This window comes from Acinetobacter sp. D009 (assembly GCF_038562025.1).
GTDB classification, from domain to species: Bacteria; Pseudomonadota; Gammaproteobacteria; order Pseudomonadales; family Moraxellaceae; genus Acinetobacter; species Acinetobacter pittii.
Map to the genome: position 1 here is coordinate 2,240,486 of NZ_CP151886.1, position 18,758 is coordinate 2,259,243.

Genomic DNA, 18,758 nt, shown 5'->3' on the forward strand with positions numbered 1-18,758 from the left:
AGTGCTTCTTTCATTTTGTTATTTCGTGCAGCTCATACATGTATAAATCAGAACAACTCGCTCATAGCATTCGCCAACTCATTGAGAGCGGCACTTTAAATGCACATGAAAAATTACCGTCATTGAGAGATCAGGTACAACGTTCTGGTTTTAGTTTAATGACCGTCATGAATGCTTATCAGGAGCTTGAATCACAAGGTCTGATCTATTCAAAAGAAAAATCTGGCTACTTCGTTGCCGAGCAAATTGCACTAAAGCCACTCGAACAATATTCAGTTGTTTCACTGAACTCTAAAATTGAAATTAATTCATTAGTTTTTAAATATCTTAAATCGATTCAACATGAATCTGTCGTACCTTTTGGTTCAGCTTTTCCGGACAGTCAGCTTTTAACAGCACCTAAACTTATTCAAATTATGGGGCAACTTGCGCGCCAAAGACAAAGTTATGACCAGACAACCAGTTTGCCTCCCGGTAATTTAGCCTTAAGAAAACTAATTGCTCAACGCTACTGTATGCAAGGCATACAAACAGACCCAGATGACATTGTCATTACATCTGGAGGTTTAGATGCACTGAACCTTTCGCTACAAGCTGTCGCTCAACCCGGCGATTATATTTTATTACAGCAAACCGTGTTTTATGGGGCTTGGCAAGCCGCCGAGCGTTTAGGACTTAAAGTGATTACCATTCCTGAGCATCCACAACATGGTTTTGACCTAGAGGCTTTTGAACAAGTCATTCAAACCTATCCAATCAAAGTGTGCTGGCTCATGCTCAACGCCCATAACCCGATTGGTTTTACTGTTAGTGATGACATTAAATATAAAATTGCCAAGTTGCTTCACGAACACCAAATTTATTTGATTGAAGATGATGTGTATGAAGAGCTTTTTTATGGTGGCCGAAAACCACTTTCAATGAAGTATTTTGACCAACAAAATCTGGTGCTTCACTGCTCTTCTTTTTCTAAAACATTAGGTGCAGGTTTTCGGGTTGGTTGGGTTTATGCGGGTAAGTTTTCAGATCATATTCAACACTTGCAACTCATGAGTACCATTTCAGTAAATGCACTTATTCAAAATGCATTGGTTGAGTTTTTATCTCATCATCATTATGAAAAGCACTTGCGTACACTTAGACTTTCACTTGAGCGTTATAAAAAGCAGTTTTATCACTATTTAAAGCAACATTTACCTAGCTCTTGCGAAGTGTATTACTACCCAAGTGGTTATTTTCTTTGGGTTAAACTTCCTAGTGCGTTAGACAGTATGCAAGTTTATGAAGAGTTGATTCAGCAAGACATTGGCGTTGCGCCAAGCCCTCTGTTTAGTGTTTTACCTGCACAGCAGCATTATTTGAGAATTAACTGTTCTTTTGAATGGAACACTAAAACTCAAAGCGCATTAGATCAGGTTATCAAAACCATTCAACAAAGAGTTGAAGCAAGTCTCTAAAGAAATGCTTCGACCTAAGCACAATTTTATAGACTTTATTTTGTGGTAACTTTATAGCTCAAATCTATAGTTTTTAGGGAAACAGGTTCAAAGGATTAATATGGAAATTGATGAGGAACTCACCCTTAAAAAAATACAGATTTTTTTAGCTTTTATGCGCTGTGGAAATTTGTCTAAAACAGCTACAGAAATGCAGTTGAGTAATGTCAGTGTTCATAAAGCCTTACATTCTTTAGAAAGTGCTTTACGTTGCCCTCTTTTTAAAAATGAAGGCCGTAACCTCATTCCTTTAAAAAGTGCTTATGTCTTTGAAGAACGGGCACAAAAAATCGTACAAGACATTTTTATTACCGTAAATAAAACCAGAGAAGCCGCAGGCTTTGCAGCCAAGGTTTTACATTTAGGTTCTCTTTATTCTTTAACTGTAAATACGATTCCAAATGTGATTAGCGGCCTTAAAATCAGACGCAGTGAGCTTGATATTCAACTGTTGCTGAGCTCGAATCAGGATTTGGTGAAAAAGCTTAAAGCAACTGAGCTGGATGCCATTATAGTGGCTTTAAATGAAACCACTCAAGATGATGACTTTGAAATTTTGCCAATGTTTTCAGACGACATTTTTTTGGCAGTCAATAAAGATTCAAAATATGCCGATTTTAAAGACATTGATTTAAGCCTTTTAAAAGAAGAAACTTTTTTAACTTTAACCAAGGGTTTTGCAACTCATAACGACAGTGACATCATTTTTAAAAAAGCTGGTTTTTCACCTAAAGTTGCTTTACAGGTCAATGATATTTTTACCTTAATTAGTATGGTCAGCTCAGGTGTAGGTTTTGCCCTATTGCCTGGTCGCATTTCTGCGGTTTATGAAAGTTCAGTTAAACTTATTCCTCTAAAACGGCAATATCATATGCAGCAAGAAATTGGTCTGGTCTTTTTAAAAAGTAAGGAACGCGACCCAAACTTACTTGCTCTTATTGCTGAATGTCGAATGTTTGCCTCTAATTTTAAAAGATAAATATCGGCAACTTATTAAAGAATAATGAGTTGCCGTTATAGGATTTTCAAAAATTTATCCAAAAATCGCATTAACCGTTAAGAAAAAGACCGAAGGCCCAAGTAAGCACCCTAGTCCTGTATAGAAGGTTGCAACTAAAGCGCCATAAGGTACCAATCGTACATCTGTACCTGCCAATCCCGCAGCTGTACCACTGGTTGTTCCTGCCAAACCGCCAAAGACCATGGCAGAGCGTGGACTTTTTAGATACATAAATTTCGCAAGAAGTGGCGTACCGACCATAAAGAAAACTGACTTGATTAAACCAATTGCAATAGAAAGTGCGATGACATCAGAACTCGCGCCAATTGCAGTGCCAGTAATTGGACCTACAATATAAGTCATTGCGCCTGCACCGATCGTTGTCATCGAAATTGGATCTCGATAGCCCATGCTCCATGCAACCAAAACTCCAATTGCAAAAGGCACAACACAACCAAGCATTAATGCAATTAGACCAATTTTGCCTGCTTTCTTCACTTCTTTCACATCAACTTCAAATGCAGTTGAAGCAATAGCTAAATCACGAATCATGGCTCCGCCCAACAGCGCAAAACCAGAAAAAATAGCGATGTCAGAAACGCCTTTGGTTCCTTGCGTATAAACCCCTGCGAAGTAAGCAACAACCAAACCTAAAGTAATCGCGATTGCAGAGCTTTGTAATTTTCCCTTCGTCAAATATTTTGAGAGTAGATGGGAAACGAACATCATTAAACCCGTTACTGCAAGAGCAGTAACTAATGCATTTTTTGTTAACACAGCAATTATAGCGTCCATCATTTAAATCCTTTTTGATTGAACTTTTTTTGTAGTTTATGTTTGCTTAGGCTATTTTTTCCTTGGGTTCTATCGTCCATTCATATGTTTCGTAGTCACCACTAATTCTATTTAAATAACGGATGACTAAAACCGTGCCAATTAACGATGCAATAGAGACAATCAGCCCTAACATGCCACCCGATAATGCTGCAACCACATTTTGACCTGCTGACATCGCAACTACGATCGGAATATACATACCTGACCAATACAAGACGCCAAATTGTGTGACTTGAGGTAAGTAACCTTTTTTTGCCAATAACTCTTTAGATAAGATTAACAGAATCATCGAAATAGCCACTCCACCGACATTGGCTTTAACGCCTAATACCATGCCTAAGGTGTTGCCAAGATAGTCACCTAATAAATGGCAGATCGCTAATATTGCTGTTCCATAAATAATCATTGTAAATCCCTCATATCCTTGGGTTATTACTCAATTTTTAATTTGTATTGTAATTACAAAGAAGCATTATTTTCGTTTTGCATTGCCAATTGAATGCTGTCTAAACGTGTTCCCTGAAATGACAATACAGTTCCTTCTTTAAACGTTCGACGTGCAAGTGTAGTAAGTACCGTTCCCGGCAAAGCTTCGATCTGTAACCTCACACCTCGCTCCCATGCAGCTTGGATGGTACTTTCCCAATCTACAGTTCGACTCATATTAAAAGCCAAGTCATCACCAATCTGTTCTGGCCTGCTAAGCGTACGAGCCGTTGTACCACTTAAATATCGTATTTTAGGCTGCTTTAAAGTCACTCCCTCCATAGACGCTGCAAGTTGCTTTGCTTGCTGACTTAATAATTCACAGTGCGATGGCACCGATACATCTAATTTTTTTGCCACCACGCCTTGTTGCTTTGCCAAAACAGCAACTTGGTTCATGGCTTCAAAGCCTCCTGAAATAACGATCTGGTTATATGCATTAATATTTGCGACAAACACCTCTGGCGTTATTTCATAAATTTGTTTGACCCATGTTTCAACAGCTGCACGGTCTGTACCAATTAGGGCCGTCATGCCATAGCCTGTTGGATAGGCGTTTTGCATGAGTTCACCTCGATAGGCAACCAAATGAATGGCATCTTCATAAGCTAAAACTTCTGCTACAACCGCAGCCGACCATGCACCAATTGATAGGCCCGCTACATAATCAGATGTTAAGTTTTCCGCTGTTAATAAAGCTGAACTCACTACACCTGAAATAAGTAAACAAAGCTGTACTGAACGTGTCGATTGCAATGCTGCCGGACTATCTAGCATCAAGACATCTTCTTTGAGTGCATCCGATGCACGCTCAAGGTATTCTTTGACCAGAGCGGTTTGAGGTAAGTCGTGTAGCATATTGCTTCGTTGCACACCTTGTCCCGGATATACCCAAATTGAAGCCATGATATCTATTCCCTAATTCCATGGGTTTTCTACTAAAACTGCACCTTCAGGTCGTTTCAATAGAACTTTTTCGCTATTCCTAGCCCATTCTTTTAACGCCAAACCACCTTGTGGTAGTTGTAGCTGTATATCCACATTCAGCCCTGCTTGCTGAAAATTTTCGAGTAACTCAATTGCCTGCTTTTTGGCAAAAGGTTGTTCAGCTCGGATCAACAAATCTATGTCACTTTGCGGGGTTACTGTTTCAATACCAGTTGCCAGTTCAAATCCGAAACTTCCTGTATATCCCCAACATCCTGAAAAGTTTTTCATAATGCTAGAAATGCTCTTTAAACGTTCTGCCAAATGCTCAAACTGTTGCGTATCTATGCGAGTCAGCGCTTCTGGCTTGAGCTGTCTGCTAATAGCGAATCTTGGCATTTGAGCTGCATATCGTTGATGACGAAATTGCCCTCTTACCCCCACAGCCACCTGATCTACAGGAGTAATTGCCCGTCGAACTACAACAGGATCACCTCGTTGCAATACTTCTTTCACCCAATGTGGAGCATCATCGGCCAAGCAATCGACCATCATGCCCCACAACAAATCATGGGCTTCAAGCTTAAGTTTCATGACCATTGCTCACGCAATAATTCACGGACTTTTTTAGACATTTGACGGTTTTGGCCGTGAAGTCTTTGTTCCAACCCTCTCGATTGATCAGCATTAATTTCTTTAAACGCTTGAGCAATTGCCTGCTTTGCTAATGAAAGATCAGCGGTTGTCGGTTGTTCAGGGTTTTCAACAGATATCAGTTCAGATAACAAACCTAGAGTTGCATAACTTTCAATATCATAAGCCATTGGCGGAATACTTGATGCCAATTGCTCTAACTCATCAACCGATCGCAAGGTAACGCGTGCAGCAGATTCCTTACCCATCGCATGCACCATAACACCTGAATCTTTTAAGGCAATAATACAATTGGCTTGGTATCCATGCGCCAAGAAAGCACCCGACATCGACTTACCAACCAATAAACTCACAATAGGATGGCCTACCAATCTGGCTCTGGCATAACTATCTACTGCACCTGCTAAAGCTTGATGAATACCTAATAATTCTTCACGGCGCCCATAGGCCTGACTTGGGACATCAACCAAACATAAAATAGCGCGTTTAGTTTCAGCATGTGCATCGGCTTGAATCACGTCATCAACTGCTTTTGCCAAACTCCAGCCTTCCAGTAGCCCAACCTCACCTTGTCTCGCGCGTGGGAACAGATTATTGCTGTCTTGGACAACTGCAATCACACGTACCACTTGCTGGTCAATCTGACCATCAGCCACCCAAATAGAAGCTGGAAAACCTTCAACTGTCTTAAATCCCTGCGTGAGTGCTTTAAACCAATGTGCACCACGTGTAGATGCTTTTAATGTATCAACGGCGATATTCATGCTTGCTCTCCTTGATACAAAGCTTGAACTTGTGCTGGGGTAATCTGCTCAGCAGTATCAACTTGTTGTAGCTTTTCTAAATAGAATGAGTAATTTGAACTACGATGCTGATGAGGTACGCCTTGAGTTAAATAAGCGATGACTTGCTGACGAATTTTCTGGCGATCATCGTCTACATAAGCATCTGCCAAACCACTAGTGAAGCGCTGATTACCACCCGTAATACTCCATATAAATGGACGATCTTTAGCGTTATATTCTTGTACACCAGCTTCTTGTTCTATCACTTGTGGGCCATTTAGACCTAAACGTCCTTCTTGTGTCATTACAATATAGCTACATAGTCCAGCTGCAATTGACATACCGCCGAAGCACCCTACACTGCCTGCGACCACAGCAATTACGGGTTGATACTGCCGTAAGTTCACAATTGCAGCCTGAATTTCAGCAATTGCAGCCAAACCCAGATTTGCTTCTTGTAAGCGAACGCCACCTGTTTCCAACAATAAAATTGCAGCTGTTGGAATGCCTTTTAGATTGTCTTCAACCGCAAGTTCTAAGGCACCCGCAATTTTGGCACCGCCCACCTCACCTAAACTGCCACCTTGAAATAAGCCTTCAATAGAAATTAAAACCACTGGGCGTTCTTGAATAGATCCTTTTGCAATCACCACGCCATCATCGGCTTGCGGCACAATATTCTGTTTAACGAGCCAAGGTGACATAACACGGGCAAATGGGTCGAGTAACTCTCGAAAAGTCCCTTCATCTAATAATGCTTTAGCACGCTCTCTTGCACTCAGCTCAATAAAATCTTGTTTATTTAACAAGCTCTCGATATCAGTCATGAGCAATCTCCTCCAATGCTTGTTCCAGACGTAAGCGAACGACACCGGGAGTTGCACCAAAGTCATGAATATCAATATTGACCGCTGGCGGTATTTGAGCAGTAAAAATCCGTTCAAAAAGATTGTGCCAACGTGCTGCACTGCCATCTACAGAGGTAACGACATGAATAGAGGCTTTTCCCTTTTCACCAGGTTCCATCAAAATTTCTAAATCGCCCGAGCCAACACATCCTACCAACGCTTTTTTTACAGGTGGCTCTGTCGCCACAAATTCAAAATGAAGTGTTTCCATAATCAAAATCCTTCTTTATTTTTTGACAGATGTCTGCTCAACACGATCTATAAATAGTGTTGCTGCCAACAAATCTGCGGCACCACCAGCGGAAGCTTTCATCCGAAGCAGATCAATCTCTAAAAGATGCAAAGCACGTCGACCTTCTAAGCTTGAGCTACCGCCCAAATCCAATACTTGCTGTGCGCCTTGTTGCATACGCTTTAAACCAGATGTGCCAGAGCGATAAAGCACACAGGTATCGGTCAAATCTGTCATCATGGCAAGTAAGGCATCTAAGCGAGCGAACTCTTCTTTCATGGGTTTACTACGACTTTGATAAAGTTGCTTTAACCCAAAATTCACAATAGTTGGAAAGCCTTGTTGAGCCTGTTCTTTGGCACCTAAGATGCCTAATTTCTTTTGTACTTGTTGACCATGACTTAAAGCCTGCTTTGGAATAAAACGATCTTCAAGCTGAGCAATCTGGCCTGCTAAATGGCATAGCTCAACAGCCGATAAGTACTGTTGATTGGTGCGCGCTAATGCTGCTGCGGTAACCATTAAACCCAAGGCCCAAATTGCACCGCGGTGTGTATTTACACCACCTGTTGCCAACATCATGGTCTTTTCACCTTGCCGGCCAATTTCACCAATGTCTTCACGTAAAGCTAAACAAACCTCACCATGATGTATGGCTGCTTGAGCCATTTCTTCAAACATGGATCCTAAACTTTTTGCAGAGCTCTCCATTAACTCCAATGTCAGATCATCATGAGCACCACTACCACGACGATCAACCAGCGCCGGTTTTGGTGTCAGATTGACTTCATCAATCAGAGCCTCTACCGCTAAACTTGCCAAAAGCTGACTATCGCTGAGGATTTGATATTGAACTTGTGCCATCATTACCAACTCCTGAATTTTGCAGGGGGTTGATATAAGCCATCTGACCACGTCACTAAGTCGGCAATATTTTTTGCCGCTAACAGTTCACGTGTGGCATCGGTACGGCGAATACCTAAATCCTCAGGAAATGCCACCAAGCCTTCACTTCTTAAACGTGCTGTTGTTTTTGGGTCTTGAGTTAAACCAATACTGGTCACACCTGCTACAGCAGCAATCATGGCTTGGCGCTCTTCTTGGCTGCTTGCTTTATATAGATAAGCAATGCCTTCTTCGGTCAGTAAATGGGTCACATCATCGCCATAAATCATGATCGGCGCTAAAGGTAAGCCTGCGGTTTTAGCCACATCAATCGCATCAAGACGTTCTACAAAAGTTGGCTTGCCACCCTCTTGGAAGGTTTCCACCATTTGTACAACTAACTTTTTACCACGTGCCAAATAGGTTTCAGTTTCACTGGTACCTTGTAAACGCATATCTAGCCATGCTGGCGTATCGTGACGACGTCCGCGTGGATCATGCCCCATATTTGGTGCACCACCGAAACCGGCTAAACGACCTTTGGTGACAGTCGAAGAATGGCCCATACCATCAACTTGCAAAGTTGCACCAATAAACAAATCAACGGCGTACTGACCTGCAAGCTGACACATCATACGGTTGGAACGTAAAGCGCCATCACGACCTGTAAAGAACACGTCGGGACGAGCTGCAACATATTTTTCCATACCGAGTTCGGTACCAAAACAATGCACGCTTTCAACCCAACCTGTTTCAATCGCTGGAATTAAGGTTGGATGCGGATTTAGTGTCCAATTTCGGCAAATTTTTCCTTTTAAACCTAAAGATTCACCATAGGTCGGTAAAATCAATTCAATTGCCGCAGTGTTAAAACCAATACCATGGTTTAACGATTGCACATTATGCTTTTCATAAATTCCGCGAATTGCCATCATGGCCATAAGCACATGCACTGGCTTGATGTGTTTCGGGTCACGGGTAAATAACGGTTCGATATAAAATGGCTGATCTGCGACCACCACATAATCAACCCAAGAAGCAGGAATATCGACACGTGGTAACTCTGAGACGTCATCGACCAGTTCATTCACCTGAACAATCACAATACCGTCACTAAAAGCCGCAGGTTCAATAAGGGCTGGAGAATCTTCGGTACTTGGCCCTGTATAGATATTGCCTTGACGGTCCGCCATAAAACCCGCTGAGAGCACCACATTTGGAATGAGGTCGACCACCAAACGTGAATACAACTCGATATAGGTATGAATCGCCCCGATCTCTAGCAGTCCATCTTCAATTAACTGGCTAATACGTAAACTTTGTGGGCCAGCAAAAGAAAAATCGAGCTTACGCGCAATGCCTTTTTCAAACAGATCGAGATGTTCCGAACGTCCGACGCTTGGCATGATCATATGTAAATCATGTAAAACATCTGGATTGGTTTGTGCCAAAGAGCGCGATAAAAAATCTGCCTGCTTTTGGTTATTCCCTTCGAGTACAACTTTGTCACCCGGTGTAATTAAGGTTTCCAAAACTTTAATAATGTCTTGAGTTGGAATCACCACACCATCGGTATATTGGTTTACCATCTCTAGTTTTAATTGTTTGGCATGACGCCGCTTTGTCCATAACCGTTCTTTATTCTGAACTGATCCTTCCATGTACTTACCTATAGATCGCAGTTTTGTTCTGAATCTATAAAAACGCTTTATGGACTTTTGATCAATCAACCTAGATAAGCTGTTATTAACCTCAGGTTAATGATTTAAGCATGGCTTTAATCCCGTGGTTATTAATTGCCATATGTTCATCATGATTAAGCAAAAAAATAAGCTTTCGCTTTATGCAGAGTTTATCTTTCTATTTCTAATAAATGATCTTTACTACAATTTGGCGCGCTTTGATTAAACATTGTCGCCATTCGATTTGGATAAATATCATTCAAATTCCTATGATGTCTCTATCGAAAAGCAATTTCCTTAAAACTTTAGTTGAGAGACAGAATATGAACACAGTTAAAGAAAAAATCGTTCTCATCACAGGCGCATCATCTGGTATGGGAAAAGCATTTACCAAAGCATTACTCAAAGAAGGTGCAACTGTTTATGCCGTTGCTCGTCGCGTTGATGCTATGCAAGAACTAAAAGCCCTGGGTGCTCATACATTAAAAATGGATATTACCAATCAGGATGATATCGACCAAGTTGTGAAGACTATTGAAAAAGAAACCCATGGCGTTGATATTTTAGTTAACTGCGCAGGCTTTGGTATGTATGGTGCTATGGAAGATACGACCCTTGCCGATGCACGCTATCAATTTGAAGTGAATCTGTTTGGTATGGCCTATTTAACCCAAAAGGTTCTGCCTAGTATGCGTAAAAAAATGCAGGGTCGAATTATCAATATTTCATCAATGGGTGGGAAAATTTATACACCACTTGGTAGTTGGTATCATGCCAGTAAACATGCAGTTGAAGGTTGGTCTGACTGCCTACGTTTAGAGTTAAAATCATTTAATATTGATGTTGTTGTCATTGAACCGGGTGCTATCGCAACTGAATTTGCAGATGTAATGATCCAACCTATGCTGGAACGTTCAGGGCAAAGTGCGTATAGCCATATGGCAGCCGCGGTTGCTAACTCAACAAAAATTACAGTAGAAAAAGGTGAACTTTCAGACGTGCAAGTTGTCGTCGATATGCTGATGAAAGCTGTTCATGCATCCTCACCTAAAACACGTTATGTGGGTGGCAAATATGCCAAACTGATGATATTTGTACGTAAATGGTTTGGTGACCGTGTGTTTGATCTTATGGTGATGTCAGTTATTAAATAAATGAAGTGACCCATTAAGTTTAATGTTGAGATGCTCAAATGAAATATGCTTCAAATTTTGCCCTAAATACCAATTGGAAGTTATTACTGAATGACCTAGGCATAAATCTTGAAGATGCATTACGTTTGGCATCTCTACCGCTTGATTTATTCAACCGTAAAGATGCAAGCCTTACGCCCGTTCAATATTTCAATTTTTGGCACGCAATTGAACAACTTGCTGGAATAAATGACTTACCTTTAAAAATTGGTCAAATGATTACAGTTGAACTGTTTGATCCAGCGATTTTTGCCTGTATTTGTAGTCCCAACTTCAATATTGCGATACAGCGTCTATCTGAATTTAAAAGACTCGTTGGGCCAATGCAGTTACAAGTCGCAATTGATAACGACACAACAACGCTAGAACTCAAATTTTATAATGTATCTACGCCAACACCGCAAAGCCTTGCCATGTCAGAACTGGTCTTTTTTGCTCAATTAGCAAGAATATGTACAAGACATCCAGTTATACCTTTGAAAGTTACGCTGCCCGATTTACCTAATAATCTGGCAGAGTACAAAACATTTTTTGGCGTACTTCCACAAAAAAGTGAACACATTTCAATTGTCTTTTCACGCCAAGATGCTGAACGTCCTTTTTTAACAGCCAACCCGACCATGTGGTCTTTTTTCGAGCCAAACTTGCAACGTAGTCTTATACAGCTTGATGAAGATGCAACAGTTAGCGAAAAAGTTAAAGCTATACTTTTAGAAAACCTACCTGCTGGACTATGTACGATAGAAGATGTTGCTCAACGACTCGCGATGAGCAAACGTACGCTACAACGGTTACTTTTAGAAGAGCAAACTAATTTTAAAACGCTTTTAGATGCGACTCGTCAATCTCTTGCCCAACATTATTTAGAAAAATCATCAATGAGCACGGGTGAAATTTCATTTCTATTGGGCTTTCAAGAGCACAACTCTTTTAGCAGAGCATTTAAAAACTGGACAGGTAATACTCCGCAAGAATATAGACTTATGCATTAATTCCTAACGCGGTTTGTTCAACATCCATTCCAGATTTTGGCGAACCGCAGGCCACTCATGTTTCAAAATGCTATAAACATGGGTGTCCCGCAAAATATCATCTTTCACAATTTGATGGCTTCTTAGCACACCGTCTAGCTTTGCACCCAAGCGTACAATCGCGGCTTGACTTTGAACATTTAAAGAAGATGTACGTAACTCAACCGCAATACAGTTCAATGACTCAAATGCATGCGCCAACAGTAGCTTTTTACACTCGGTATTTACAGGTGAACGCTGTGCAGACTTGCGATACCATGTTGAGCCAATTTCTACACGGCGATGGGCTTCTTCAATATGCATTAAAGTTGTCATGCCCAGCGCTCGCCCCGTTTTTCGGTCTTCAATATAAAATGGCAACATAGAGCCGGATTTTTGCAAATCAAGACGTCTTTCAATTTCAGCAGTCATCTGTTCAGGTCTTGGCACACGGGTATACCAAAGATTATAGAGTTCCCCATCGCAAACGGCCTCTTTGAGCGCTTCAGCTTGAGTTACATCTAGCGGCTTTAAAATAACGTGTTCACCCAATAACTCAACAGGTGTAGTCAAAGACATCTTTATCTCCTCAATTGATATTAAGCTTTTATATTTTCAAAATTATTTATTTAACTCAGCCACACTGTACATGGCATTCGCTATAGTTTGATGACCAGATTTCGATAGGCCATCTGCCGCGCCTAAAATGTCTCGGCGTTCTTTGTTTTGCCCAAGTTTTGATTTTCCTTGCAGCTTAGTAATTTCAATTTCCATTCCCACAATGGCTTTTAACATCGGTTCAAGATAGTCTTTTGGTGCATCGGACATTTTCCATGGTTCAGGTTGAGATGCTTCATGAGTACGAGTTAAACGAGCCACAACCCCACGAACGTAACGTTCATCATCTTGAATGGTTACTTTGCCATAAGCATGCACAACCCTATAGTTCCATGTCGGTACTTGTCTGTGCTGTTCATGTTTGGATGGGTACCAGTTTGGTGAAATATAAGCATCGCCCGCTTGAAACACGACCAACACCTCATCTCCATTTTTAATATCCTGCCAGACAGGATTAACTCTAGACACATGCGCACGTAGTACACCCAATTCCCCTTCATTTGCCTGTAATTCAAATGGAAGATGGTTTGCATCTAAACCATTACATCCATGAGTAAAAAGCACACCAAACGGATATTCGGTAATAAGAGAATGCAATACATCCAAACGGTTTTCTGCATAATCATCGGGGATATACATGGCTCAAAACCTCACTGTAAATATCAGGGTTATTTATATTTTGTGTTGTAAATTTTCTGGTTTATGTGGTTTATTAAAAAGAACCACTTTGTATTTTTTTAAGTAGACCAGAATTATGGCCAGAATGGCAAAAGTTGTTGAACTTCCATCGATTGCGAAGATTGATAAAAGCCAAGGAAAAATAAGTGCTCAACTGACCCAAGCTTTACGCGAAGCTGTACAAAGTGGTGATTTACAACCCGGCGATCCGTTGCCTTCTTCACGCGAACTGGCTCAAACACTTGGGGTCGCTCGCGGAACGATTATTGAAGCTTATGATCAGCTTTTAGCTGAAGGTGTGTTTGACTCTCAACCACGAACTGGCACTTATGTGTCTCATGCTTTGATTAAGACATCTGCAATACAACATTCATCAAAAGAAAATAAACCTAACTCGATACCTCTGACCAAATCAGCACGTTCTTATGCCAAAGTGCTTGATGAATTTAAGCCACTTCCCCATGTTCCTTTTGCGGTATCTGTCCCCGTCGGTCGTACTCAACCAAGTGATATCTGGCGTAAATTTGGTAATAAATATAGATCACGGGGAGCAGGTGTTCCTTCAGGATATGGTGAACCTCAAGGGGTATTATCACTAAGAATTGCTATAGCCGACTATGTACGTCGATCCCGCTCTGTCCACTGCGAACCTGAACAAATCGTGATTACGCCTGGCATCCAGCAATCACTTTATATTTGCAGTCAGATTTTATTTGAAGCAAAAGATGAAGTCTGGATTGAGGATCCGGCTTATCGGGGTACAACGGCTATTTTTGAACATGCTGTACAAAACATTCGGATGGTACGTGTTCCTGTTGATGAAGAAGGCATTCAGGTTGAAACTGGAATTAAGCTTTCTAAACATGCACGTGCTGCTTTCGTGACACCCTCTCACCAATATCCACTTGGCATGCCGATGAGTCTAGCAAGACGTACGGCCTTATTAGAGTGGGCAAAACAGCAAAATGCATGGATCATTGAAGATGACTATGACAGTGAACTCCGTTATAACGGTCAACCCTTCCCATCTTTACAAGGTATGGCACCCGACCAAGTGATTTATCTTGGGACTTTCAGCAAAGTTCTATTTCCATCACTTAGACTTGGCTATGCAGTATTGCCTAAAGAATTGGTAGCACCTTTTTGTGGGCTTAGAGTCTTAATTGATCGACACCCGCCTGCTGCCGACCAACACGTTTTGGCTACTTTTATTCAAGAGGGCTATTTAGAGCGGCATATTCGACGTACTCGAAATGTCTATGCAGAAGTTCGAGAATACATTATTGATCTGATTGAAAAATACATACCTCAAGAACTGGCTTGGTTACAGCCGGGCGATCAAGGCATGCATATGGTGTTATGGCTTGCTCAACATATTAATGATATTGACGTTGCAAGCTCGGCAGTCGATGCAGGTATTGCCATCAAAGCAATTTCACCGACATTTTCAAAAGAGCGGCGACGTTCGGGTTTAATTGTCGGCTTAGGCGATTTTGAACCCGAACTGATGAGGCAAGCCATAAAAAAATTATCAAGAATTATTCAACAACATGACAAATCAAGTTAGATAAAATCTACAACAGCAACCATAGATGAATCGCAAATGGCCCAATCAGTACCATTAAAATACCTGCAATGACCATAGTCAAACTGGCAATTACACCTTCTTCACTATTGCGCTGCTGTGCTCTAACTGTACCAAAACCATGGGCTGCATTTCCGAAGGCTGCCCCATTTGCCACGTTAGAACGGATTTTAGTAATCGCTAAAATCGCATCGCCGCAAATCATGCCGACCAAACCCGTAATAACGGTAAATAGTGAAACCAAAGCTGCCGAACCGTGAATATCTTCCGCTAAAATCATGGCAAATGGGGTTGAAATAGAGCGTGCCATCAAACTGTTGGTGACTTCAGGGCTAAAGTGAAACCACTGTGCCATTTCATAGGCAGACATCACACCTACACTCATCCCCACAATAATCGCAATTGAAAGGACCCCAAGGTTTTTACGAATCGTTTCCCGATAACGATAAATCGGTACAGCAAACGCAACCGTTGCTGGTCCTAATAAATTAACAATCCACTGCGTATCTTCAGCATAAGTTTGATATGAAATTCCAAAAATCGTCATCAAAATGATGGTGAGTACAGGCACGCTAATCGCAGGTGATAACCAAAGTTTCGGATTTTTCTGATAGATCCGCTTTGCCACAACATAGGCTGCCAAAGTCCAGATCAGACAAAGAATTGACCAAATATTCATGTCGTTTGCTCTTTAGATATGCTTATGTTGAAGACGTTTTCGAGCCTGTAAATAAGCTTTCAAACGATTGTAATAGTGAATCGTCAGGCAAGTACTGAGCATGACTGAAATGGTCCCAACCGCAATGCTCAAAACAATTTGCCAGCCTTCAGTCATAAACAAAGTTTTATACTGAATTACGGCAACGACTACAGGTACGAAAAACAGCAACAGTTCACCTAAAACAACGGTTGCTCCTATTGCCACCTGATCCATTTTGATAATTTTAAAGAACAGACATAGAAGCAATAAAAACATACCTAAAATACCCGCCGAGACAGGTACGCCAAGCTTTTGATGTAAGAGATATCCGACCCACCAAAATCCAGCCAAAATCAAAATTTGTTTAACTAAAACTAAAAGTGAAGGTTGTGTGGGTGTGCCAGAAGCAGATTCAGTACTCATTTTGCGAAATTAAATGGTTAACTACACCATTATGCTATCTTGGTAAAAGCTGCTAAATATGAATTATTCATGTTAATATTATTCCAAAATGGAATAATTTATTCTTTATTATGCTTTCTCTAAAATCATTACAGTGCTTCGTTACACTAGTTAAAACTAAAAGTTTTACCCGTACTGCTGAAGAGTTGCATCTGACTCAACCGACTATTAGTAAAATATTACAGCAGCTTGAAGAGCAGCTTCAGGTACAGCTCTTAGTTAAACCTGATCATGGACGAAAAAGACAAATTGAACTAACTGAAATTGGAGAGCGGATTTATCAACATGCGATTGAGCTTCTTCAGGCAGAACAGAACATCTTTCTTGAAATTGAAAACTATCAACAATTAAAAACAGGAACTTTAAAACTCGGCGTTCCACCTTTAGGTTCACAGCTCCTAACCACTGCCCTGTTTGATTATCATCAGCAATTGCCAGATATTGAATTGGCTTTTATGGAGGTTGGTTCACGCGGTATTGAACAGGCTTTACTCAATAATGAGCTAGACGTTGGCGTTTTATTGCAGCCTTTTGATGAGCAAACTTTTAATAGCATCGAGTTATGTAACTACCCTTTAATGGTACTTTTACGTCGTGATGCGACTTGGGCAACCCGCAAAAAAATAAATCTAGAAGAGCTACAACACCAATCATTTTTAATGTTTCCAGAGAATTTTTCTTTAAACAGTATTATTCTCAATGCATGTAAGCAGCATGGTTTCTACCCAACCATTGCGTGCCGGACCAGCCAATGGCACCTCTTAGCAGACATGGTGTTACAACGTATGGGGATTGCACTTCTCCCACAGTATTATACTGACATGCTTGACCCGACTTTATTTGCAGCAGTGCCACTTGAAAAACCAAATATTCAGTGGCACTTAGTCATGGCTTGGAAAAAGAATCTTCCTGTCTCACCAGCAGTACAAGCTTGGCTTAGTATTGTTCGTCAACATTTTCAGCACATTAAACCCTAACGTTGACCACCGAAATAGCTTAGTTCAAAAACCGATAAAGCTTTTCCACAAAAAAGCTACCCAATCTTGGCTTAGCTCACTTAGACTAGACCCATCTGTTTATCACACGGACAATAACAATGAATAACGAGCATTTTAAGCTGTATACAGATTCACAATTTCTAAGTCCCTATGCATTTACAGTTTTTGTAGGACTACACGAAAAACAAATTCCATTTGAAATAGCAACCATCGACTTAGCTCAGCAAGGCCAGTTTGAAACATCTTTTGTAGAAAAGTCATTAACAGCTAAAGTGCCTGTACTTGAGCATAACGATTTTGCCTTATCAGAATCTTCTGCCATTTTGGAATATTTAGAAGAACTTTATCCAGACACAGCTATTTTTCCAAAAGATATTCAAGCACGCGCAAGAGCAAGACAAATTCAGGCATGGCTCCGATCGGACTTAGTTGCACTAAGAACTGAGCGTCCAACCGATGTTATTTTTATTCAGCCCACCTCCACTCCGCTTTCAGAAGAAGGTCTAAAAGCAGCCGAGAAACTTTTCTTTGTTGCAGAAAAACTTCTTGCGTCTGATGCCGAATTTCTTTTTGGTTCATGGAGCATTGTAGATGCTGAACTCGCCCTTATGTTGCAACGCCTTATTCAAAATGGTGATGCTGTACCAGAACGTTTAAAAAACTATGCATTACAGCAATGGCAAAGACTGACCGTACAAAAATGGCTTGCCTTACGACATAAATAAATCCTTATATTTACACCAAACACGAGATAAAAAATGAGTGATTCAAACTATATTCCTCCACAAGTTTGGCAATGGACTGGAGAAAAAACCGATTTAAACCAACCTACTTCAGGCCCTCGCTACGAACATACACTTCCTGTAGGAAAACATCCGCTTCAGCTCTACTCTTTAGCAACGCCTAATGGTCAAAAAGTCACTATTTTGTTAGAAGAGCTTTTAGCATTAGGACATAAAGATGCTGAATATGATGCATGGCTGATTAAAATTGGTGAAGGACAGCAATTCGGCAGTGGTTTTGTAGAAGTTAATCCAAACTCTAAAATTCCAGCATTGGTTGACCATAGCCAAAACCCGCCATTAAGAGTATTTGAGTCTGGCTCAATTTTGCTTTATTTAGCTGAAAAATTTAAGGCTTTCATTCCAACTGATATTGCTGCACGTACTGAATGCCTTAATTGGTTATTCTGGCAAATGGGCAGTGCACCTTACTTAGGTGGTGGTTTTGGACATTTTTATGCTTATGCCCCTGTTAAAATTGAATATGCGATTAACCGCTTTGCAATGGAAACAAAACGCTTACTTGATGTATTAGATCAGCATCTGGCAAAGCATGAATATTTAGCTGGTTCTGAATATAGCATCGCTGATATTGCAGCATTCCCTTGGTATGGCGGTCTTGTTAAAAACTGGGTGTATAACGGCGCGGAGTTTTTAGGTGTCGATCAATATAAAAATGTTCAGCGCTGGGCAGATGCGATTTTAGCGCGCCCTGCGGTACAACGTGGCCGTATGGTCAACCGTACCTTTGGTGATTTAGCCACACAGTTGCATGAACGTCATGATGCGAGCGATTTTGAGACCAATACTCAAGATAAATTACAGAATCAGTCTTAAAAA

At 40.8% G+C, this 18,758-nt stretch carries 20 protein-coding genes and 1 pseudogene; 8 read left to right on the forward strand and 13 right to left on the reverse strand.

Annotated elements, in window-relative coordinates:
- The first annotated feature begins 38 nt into the window (after window positions 1–38).
- Both AAC388_RS10645 and AAC388_RS10650 read left to right on the forward strand, forming a co-directional pair.
- Window positions 39–1,457, forward strand: coding sequence for a PLP-dependent aminotransferase family protein (locus AAC388_RS10645; protein WP_342370570.1), 1,419 nt, complete (start codon window positions 39–41; stop codon window positions 1,455–1,457).
- A gap of 100 nt (window positions 1,458–1,557) precedes the next feature.
- Entirely contained in the window at window positions 1,558–2,475 is a 918-nt protein-coding gene (locus tag AAC388_RS10650) for a LysR family transcriptional regulator (RefSeq protein ID WP_342370571.1), read from the forward strand.
- Between the two features lie 54 nt (window positions 2,476–2,529).
- On the opposite strand, the gene madM is transcribed toward AAC388_RS10650, so the two are convergent.
- The 9 genes and pseudogenes from madM to mdcA all read right to left on the reverse strand — a co-directional run bounded on the left by madM (window position 2,530) and on the right by mdcA (window position 9,871).
- Entirely contained in the window at window positions 2,530–3,291 is a 762-nt protein-coding gene (gene madM / locus AAC388_RS10655; RefSeq protein ID WP_342371574.1) for a malonate transporter subunit MadM, read from the reverse strand.
- A 46-nt stretch (window positions 3,292–3,337) separates the two neighbouring features.
- Window positions 3,338–3,739 (reverse strand): malonate transporter subunit MadL, encoded by a 402-nt coding sequence (gene madL / locus AAC388_RS10660; RefSeq protein ID WP_019458887.1) that lies wholly within the window; start codon window positions 3,737–3,739, stop codon window positions 3,338–3,340.
- 53 nt (window positions 3,740–3,792) lie between these two features.
- Entirely contained in the window at window positions 3,793–4,725 is a 933-nt protein-coding gene (gene mdcH, locus AAC388_RS10665) for a malonate decarboxylase subunit epsilon (RefSeq protein WP_342370572.1), read from the reverse strand.
- 12 nt (window positions 4,726–4,737) lie between these two features.
- On the reverse strand, window positions 4,738–5,346 hold the full coding sequence (locus AAC388_RS10670; RefSeq protein WP_342370573.1) for a malonate decarboxylase holo-ACP synthase: 609 nt from the start codon (window positions 5,344–5,346) through the stop codon (window positions 4,738–4,740).
- Complete coding sequence (gene mdcE / locus AAC388_RS10675; protein WP_342370574.1) at window positions 5,337–6,164, reverse strand: biotin-independent malonate decarboxylase subunit gamma; 828 nt, start codon at window positions 6,162–6,164, stop codon at window positions 5,337–5,339. Before mdcE ends, AAC388_RS10670 begins: the two co-directional genes overlap by 10 nt.
- Window positions 6,161–7,012: a biotin-independent malonate decarboxylase subunit beta gene (locus AAC388_RS10680; protein ID WP_000129619.1), complete on the reverse strand. Its 852-nt coding sequence runs from the start codon at window positions 7,010–7,012 to the stop codon at window positions 6,161–6,163. Before AAC388_RS10680 ends, mdcE begins: the two co-directional genes overlap by 4 nt.
- Window positions 7,005–7,304 (reverse strand): malonate decarboxylase subunit delta, encoded by a 300-nt coding sequence (locus tag AAC388_RS10685; RefSeq protein WP_000448951.1) that lies wholly within the window; start codon window positions 7,302–7,304, stop codon window positions 7,005–7,007. The genes AAC388_RS10680 and AAC388_RS10685 overlap by 8 nt, the downstream gene beginning before the upstream one ends.
- A gap of 2 nt (window positions 7,305–7,306) precedes the next feature.
- Window positions 7,307–8,192: pseudogene (locus tag AAC388_RS10690) on the reverse strand (triphosphoribosyl-dephospho-CoA synthase).
- Window positions 8,192–9,871 carry a malonate decarboxylase subunit alpha gene (gene mdcA, locus AAC388_RS10695; protein WP_342370575.1) on the reverse strand — a complete coding sequence of 560 codons (1,680 nt, stop codon included), beginning with the start codon at window positions 9,869–9,871 and terminating at the stop codon, window positions 8,192–8,194. The pseudogene AAC388_RS10690 and the gene mdcA overlap by 1 nt, the downstream one beginning before the upstream one ends.
- A gap of 344 nt (window positions 9,872–10,215) precedes the next feature.
- On the opposite strand from mdcA, the gene AAC388_RS10700 reads away from it, so the two are divergent.
- A complete protein-coding gene (locus AAC388_RS10700; RefSeq protein WP_342370576.1) occupies window positions 10,216–11,046 on the forward strand; it encodes an oxidoreductase in 831 nt (276 codons plus the stop codon).
- Between the two features lie 38 nt (window positions 11,047–11,084).
- Complete coding sequence (locus tag AAC388_RS10705) at window positions 11,085–12,077, forward strand: AraC family transcriptional regulator (RefSeq protein ID WP_151818805.1); 993 nt, start codon at window positions 11,085–11,087, stop codon at window positions 12,075–12,077.
- Window positions 12,078–12,080: 3 nt separating this feature from the next.
- On the opposite strand, the gene AAC388_RS10710 is transcribed toward AAC388_RS10705, so the two are convergent.
- The gene (locus AAC388_RS10710; RefSeq protein ID WP_342370577.1) at window positions 12,081–12,674 is read right to left on the reverse strand and encodes a GNAT family protein; all 594 of its coding nucleotides are present in this window, start codon (window positions 12,672–12,674) and stop codon (window positions 12,081–12,083) included.
- 42 nt (window positions 12,675–12,716) lie between these two features.
- Window positions 12,717–13,352: an FMN-binding negative transcriptional regulator gene (locus AAC388_RS10715; RefSeq protein WP_342370578.1), complete on the reverse strand. Its 636-nt coding sequence runs from the start codon at window positions 13,350–13,352 to the stop codon at window positions 12,717–12,719.
- A 115-nt stretch (window positions 13,353–13,467) separates the two neighbouring features.
- On the opposite strand from AAC388_RS10715, the gene AAC388_RS10720 reads away from it, so the two are divergent.
- The gene (locus AAC388_RS10720; protein WP_342370579.1) at window positions 13,468–14,958 is read left to right on the forward strand and encodes a PLP-dependent aminotransferase family protein; all 1,491 of its coding nucleotides are present in this window, start codon (window positions 13,468–13,470) and stop codon (window positions 14,956–14,958) included.
- 7 nt (window positions 14,959–14,965) lie between these two features.
- On the opposite strand, the gene AAC388_RS10725 is transcribed toward AAC388_RS10720, so the two are convergent.
- Window positions 14,966–15,655, reverse strand: coding sequence for an LrgB family protein (locus AAC388_RS10725; RefSeq protein WP_002157453.1), 690 nt, complete (start codon window positions 15,653–15,655; stop codon window positions 14,966–14,968).
- Window positions 15,656–15,667: 12 nt separating this feature from the next.
- Window positions 15,668–16,099 carry a CidA/LrgA family protein gene (locus AAC388_RS10730; protein ID WP_342370580.1) on the reverse strand — a complete coding sequence of 144 codons (432 nt, stop codon included), beginning with the start codon at window positions 16,097–16,099 and terminating at the stop codon, window positions 15,668–15,670.
- A gap of 110 nt (window positions 16,100–16,209) precedes the next feature.
- On the opposite strand from AAC388_RS10730, the gene AAC388_RS10735 reads away from it, so the two are divergent.
- The 3 genes from AAC388_RS10735 to yghU all read left to right on the forward strand — a co-directional run bounded on the left by AAC388_RS10735 (window position 16,210) and on the right by yghU (window position 18,755).
- Window positions 16,210–17,115: a LysR family transcriptional regulator gene (locus tag AAC388_RS10735; protein WP_238517380.1), complete on the forward strand. Its 906-nt coding sequence runs from the start codon at window positions 16,210–16,212 to the stop codon at window positions 17,113–17,115.
- Window positions 17,116–17,234: 119 nt separating this feature from the next.
- Window positions 17,235–17,861, forward strand: coding sequence for a glutathione transferase (gene yfcF / locus AAC388_RS10740; protein WP_238517379.1), 627 nt, complete (start codon window positions 17,235–17,237; stop codon window positions 17,859–17,861).
- A gap of 33 nt (window positions 17,862–17,894) precedes the next feature.
- Window positions 17,895–18,755 carry a glutathione-dependent disulfide-bond oxidoreductase gene (yghU, locus tag AAC388_RS10745; protein ID WP_238517378.1) on the forward strand — a complete coding sequence of 287 codons (861 nt, stop codon included), beginning with the start codon at window positions 17,895–17,897 and terminating at the stop codon, window positions 18,753–18,755.
- Window positions 18,756–18,758: the final 3 nt, after the last annotated feature.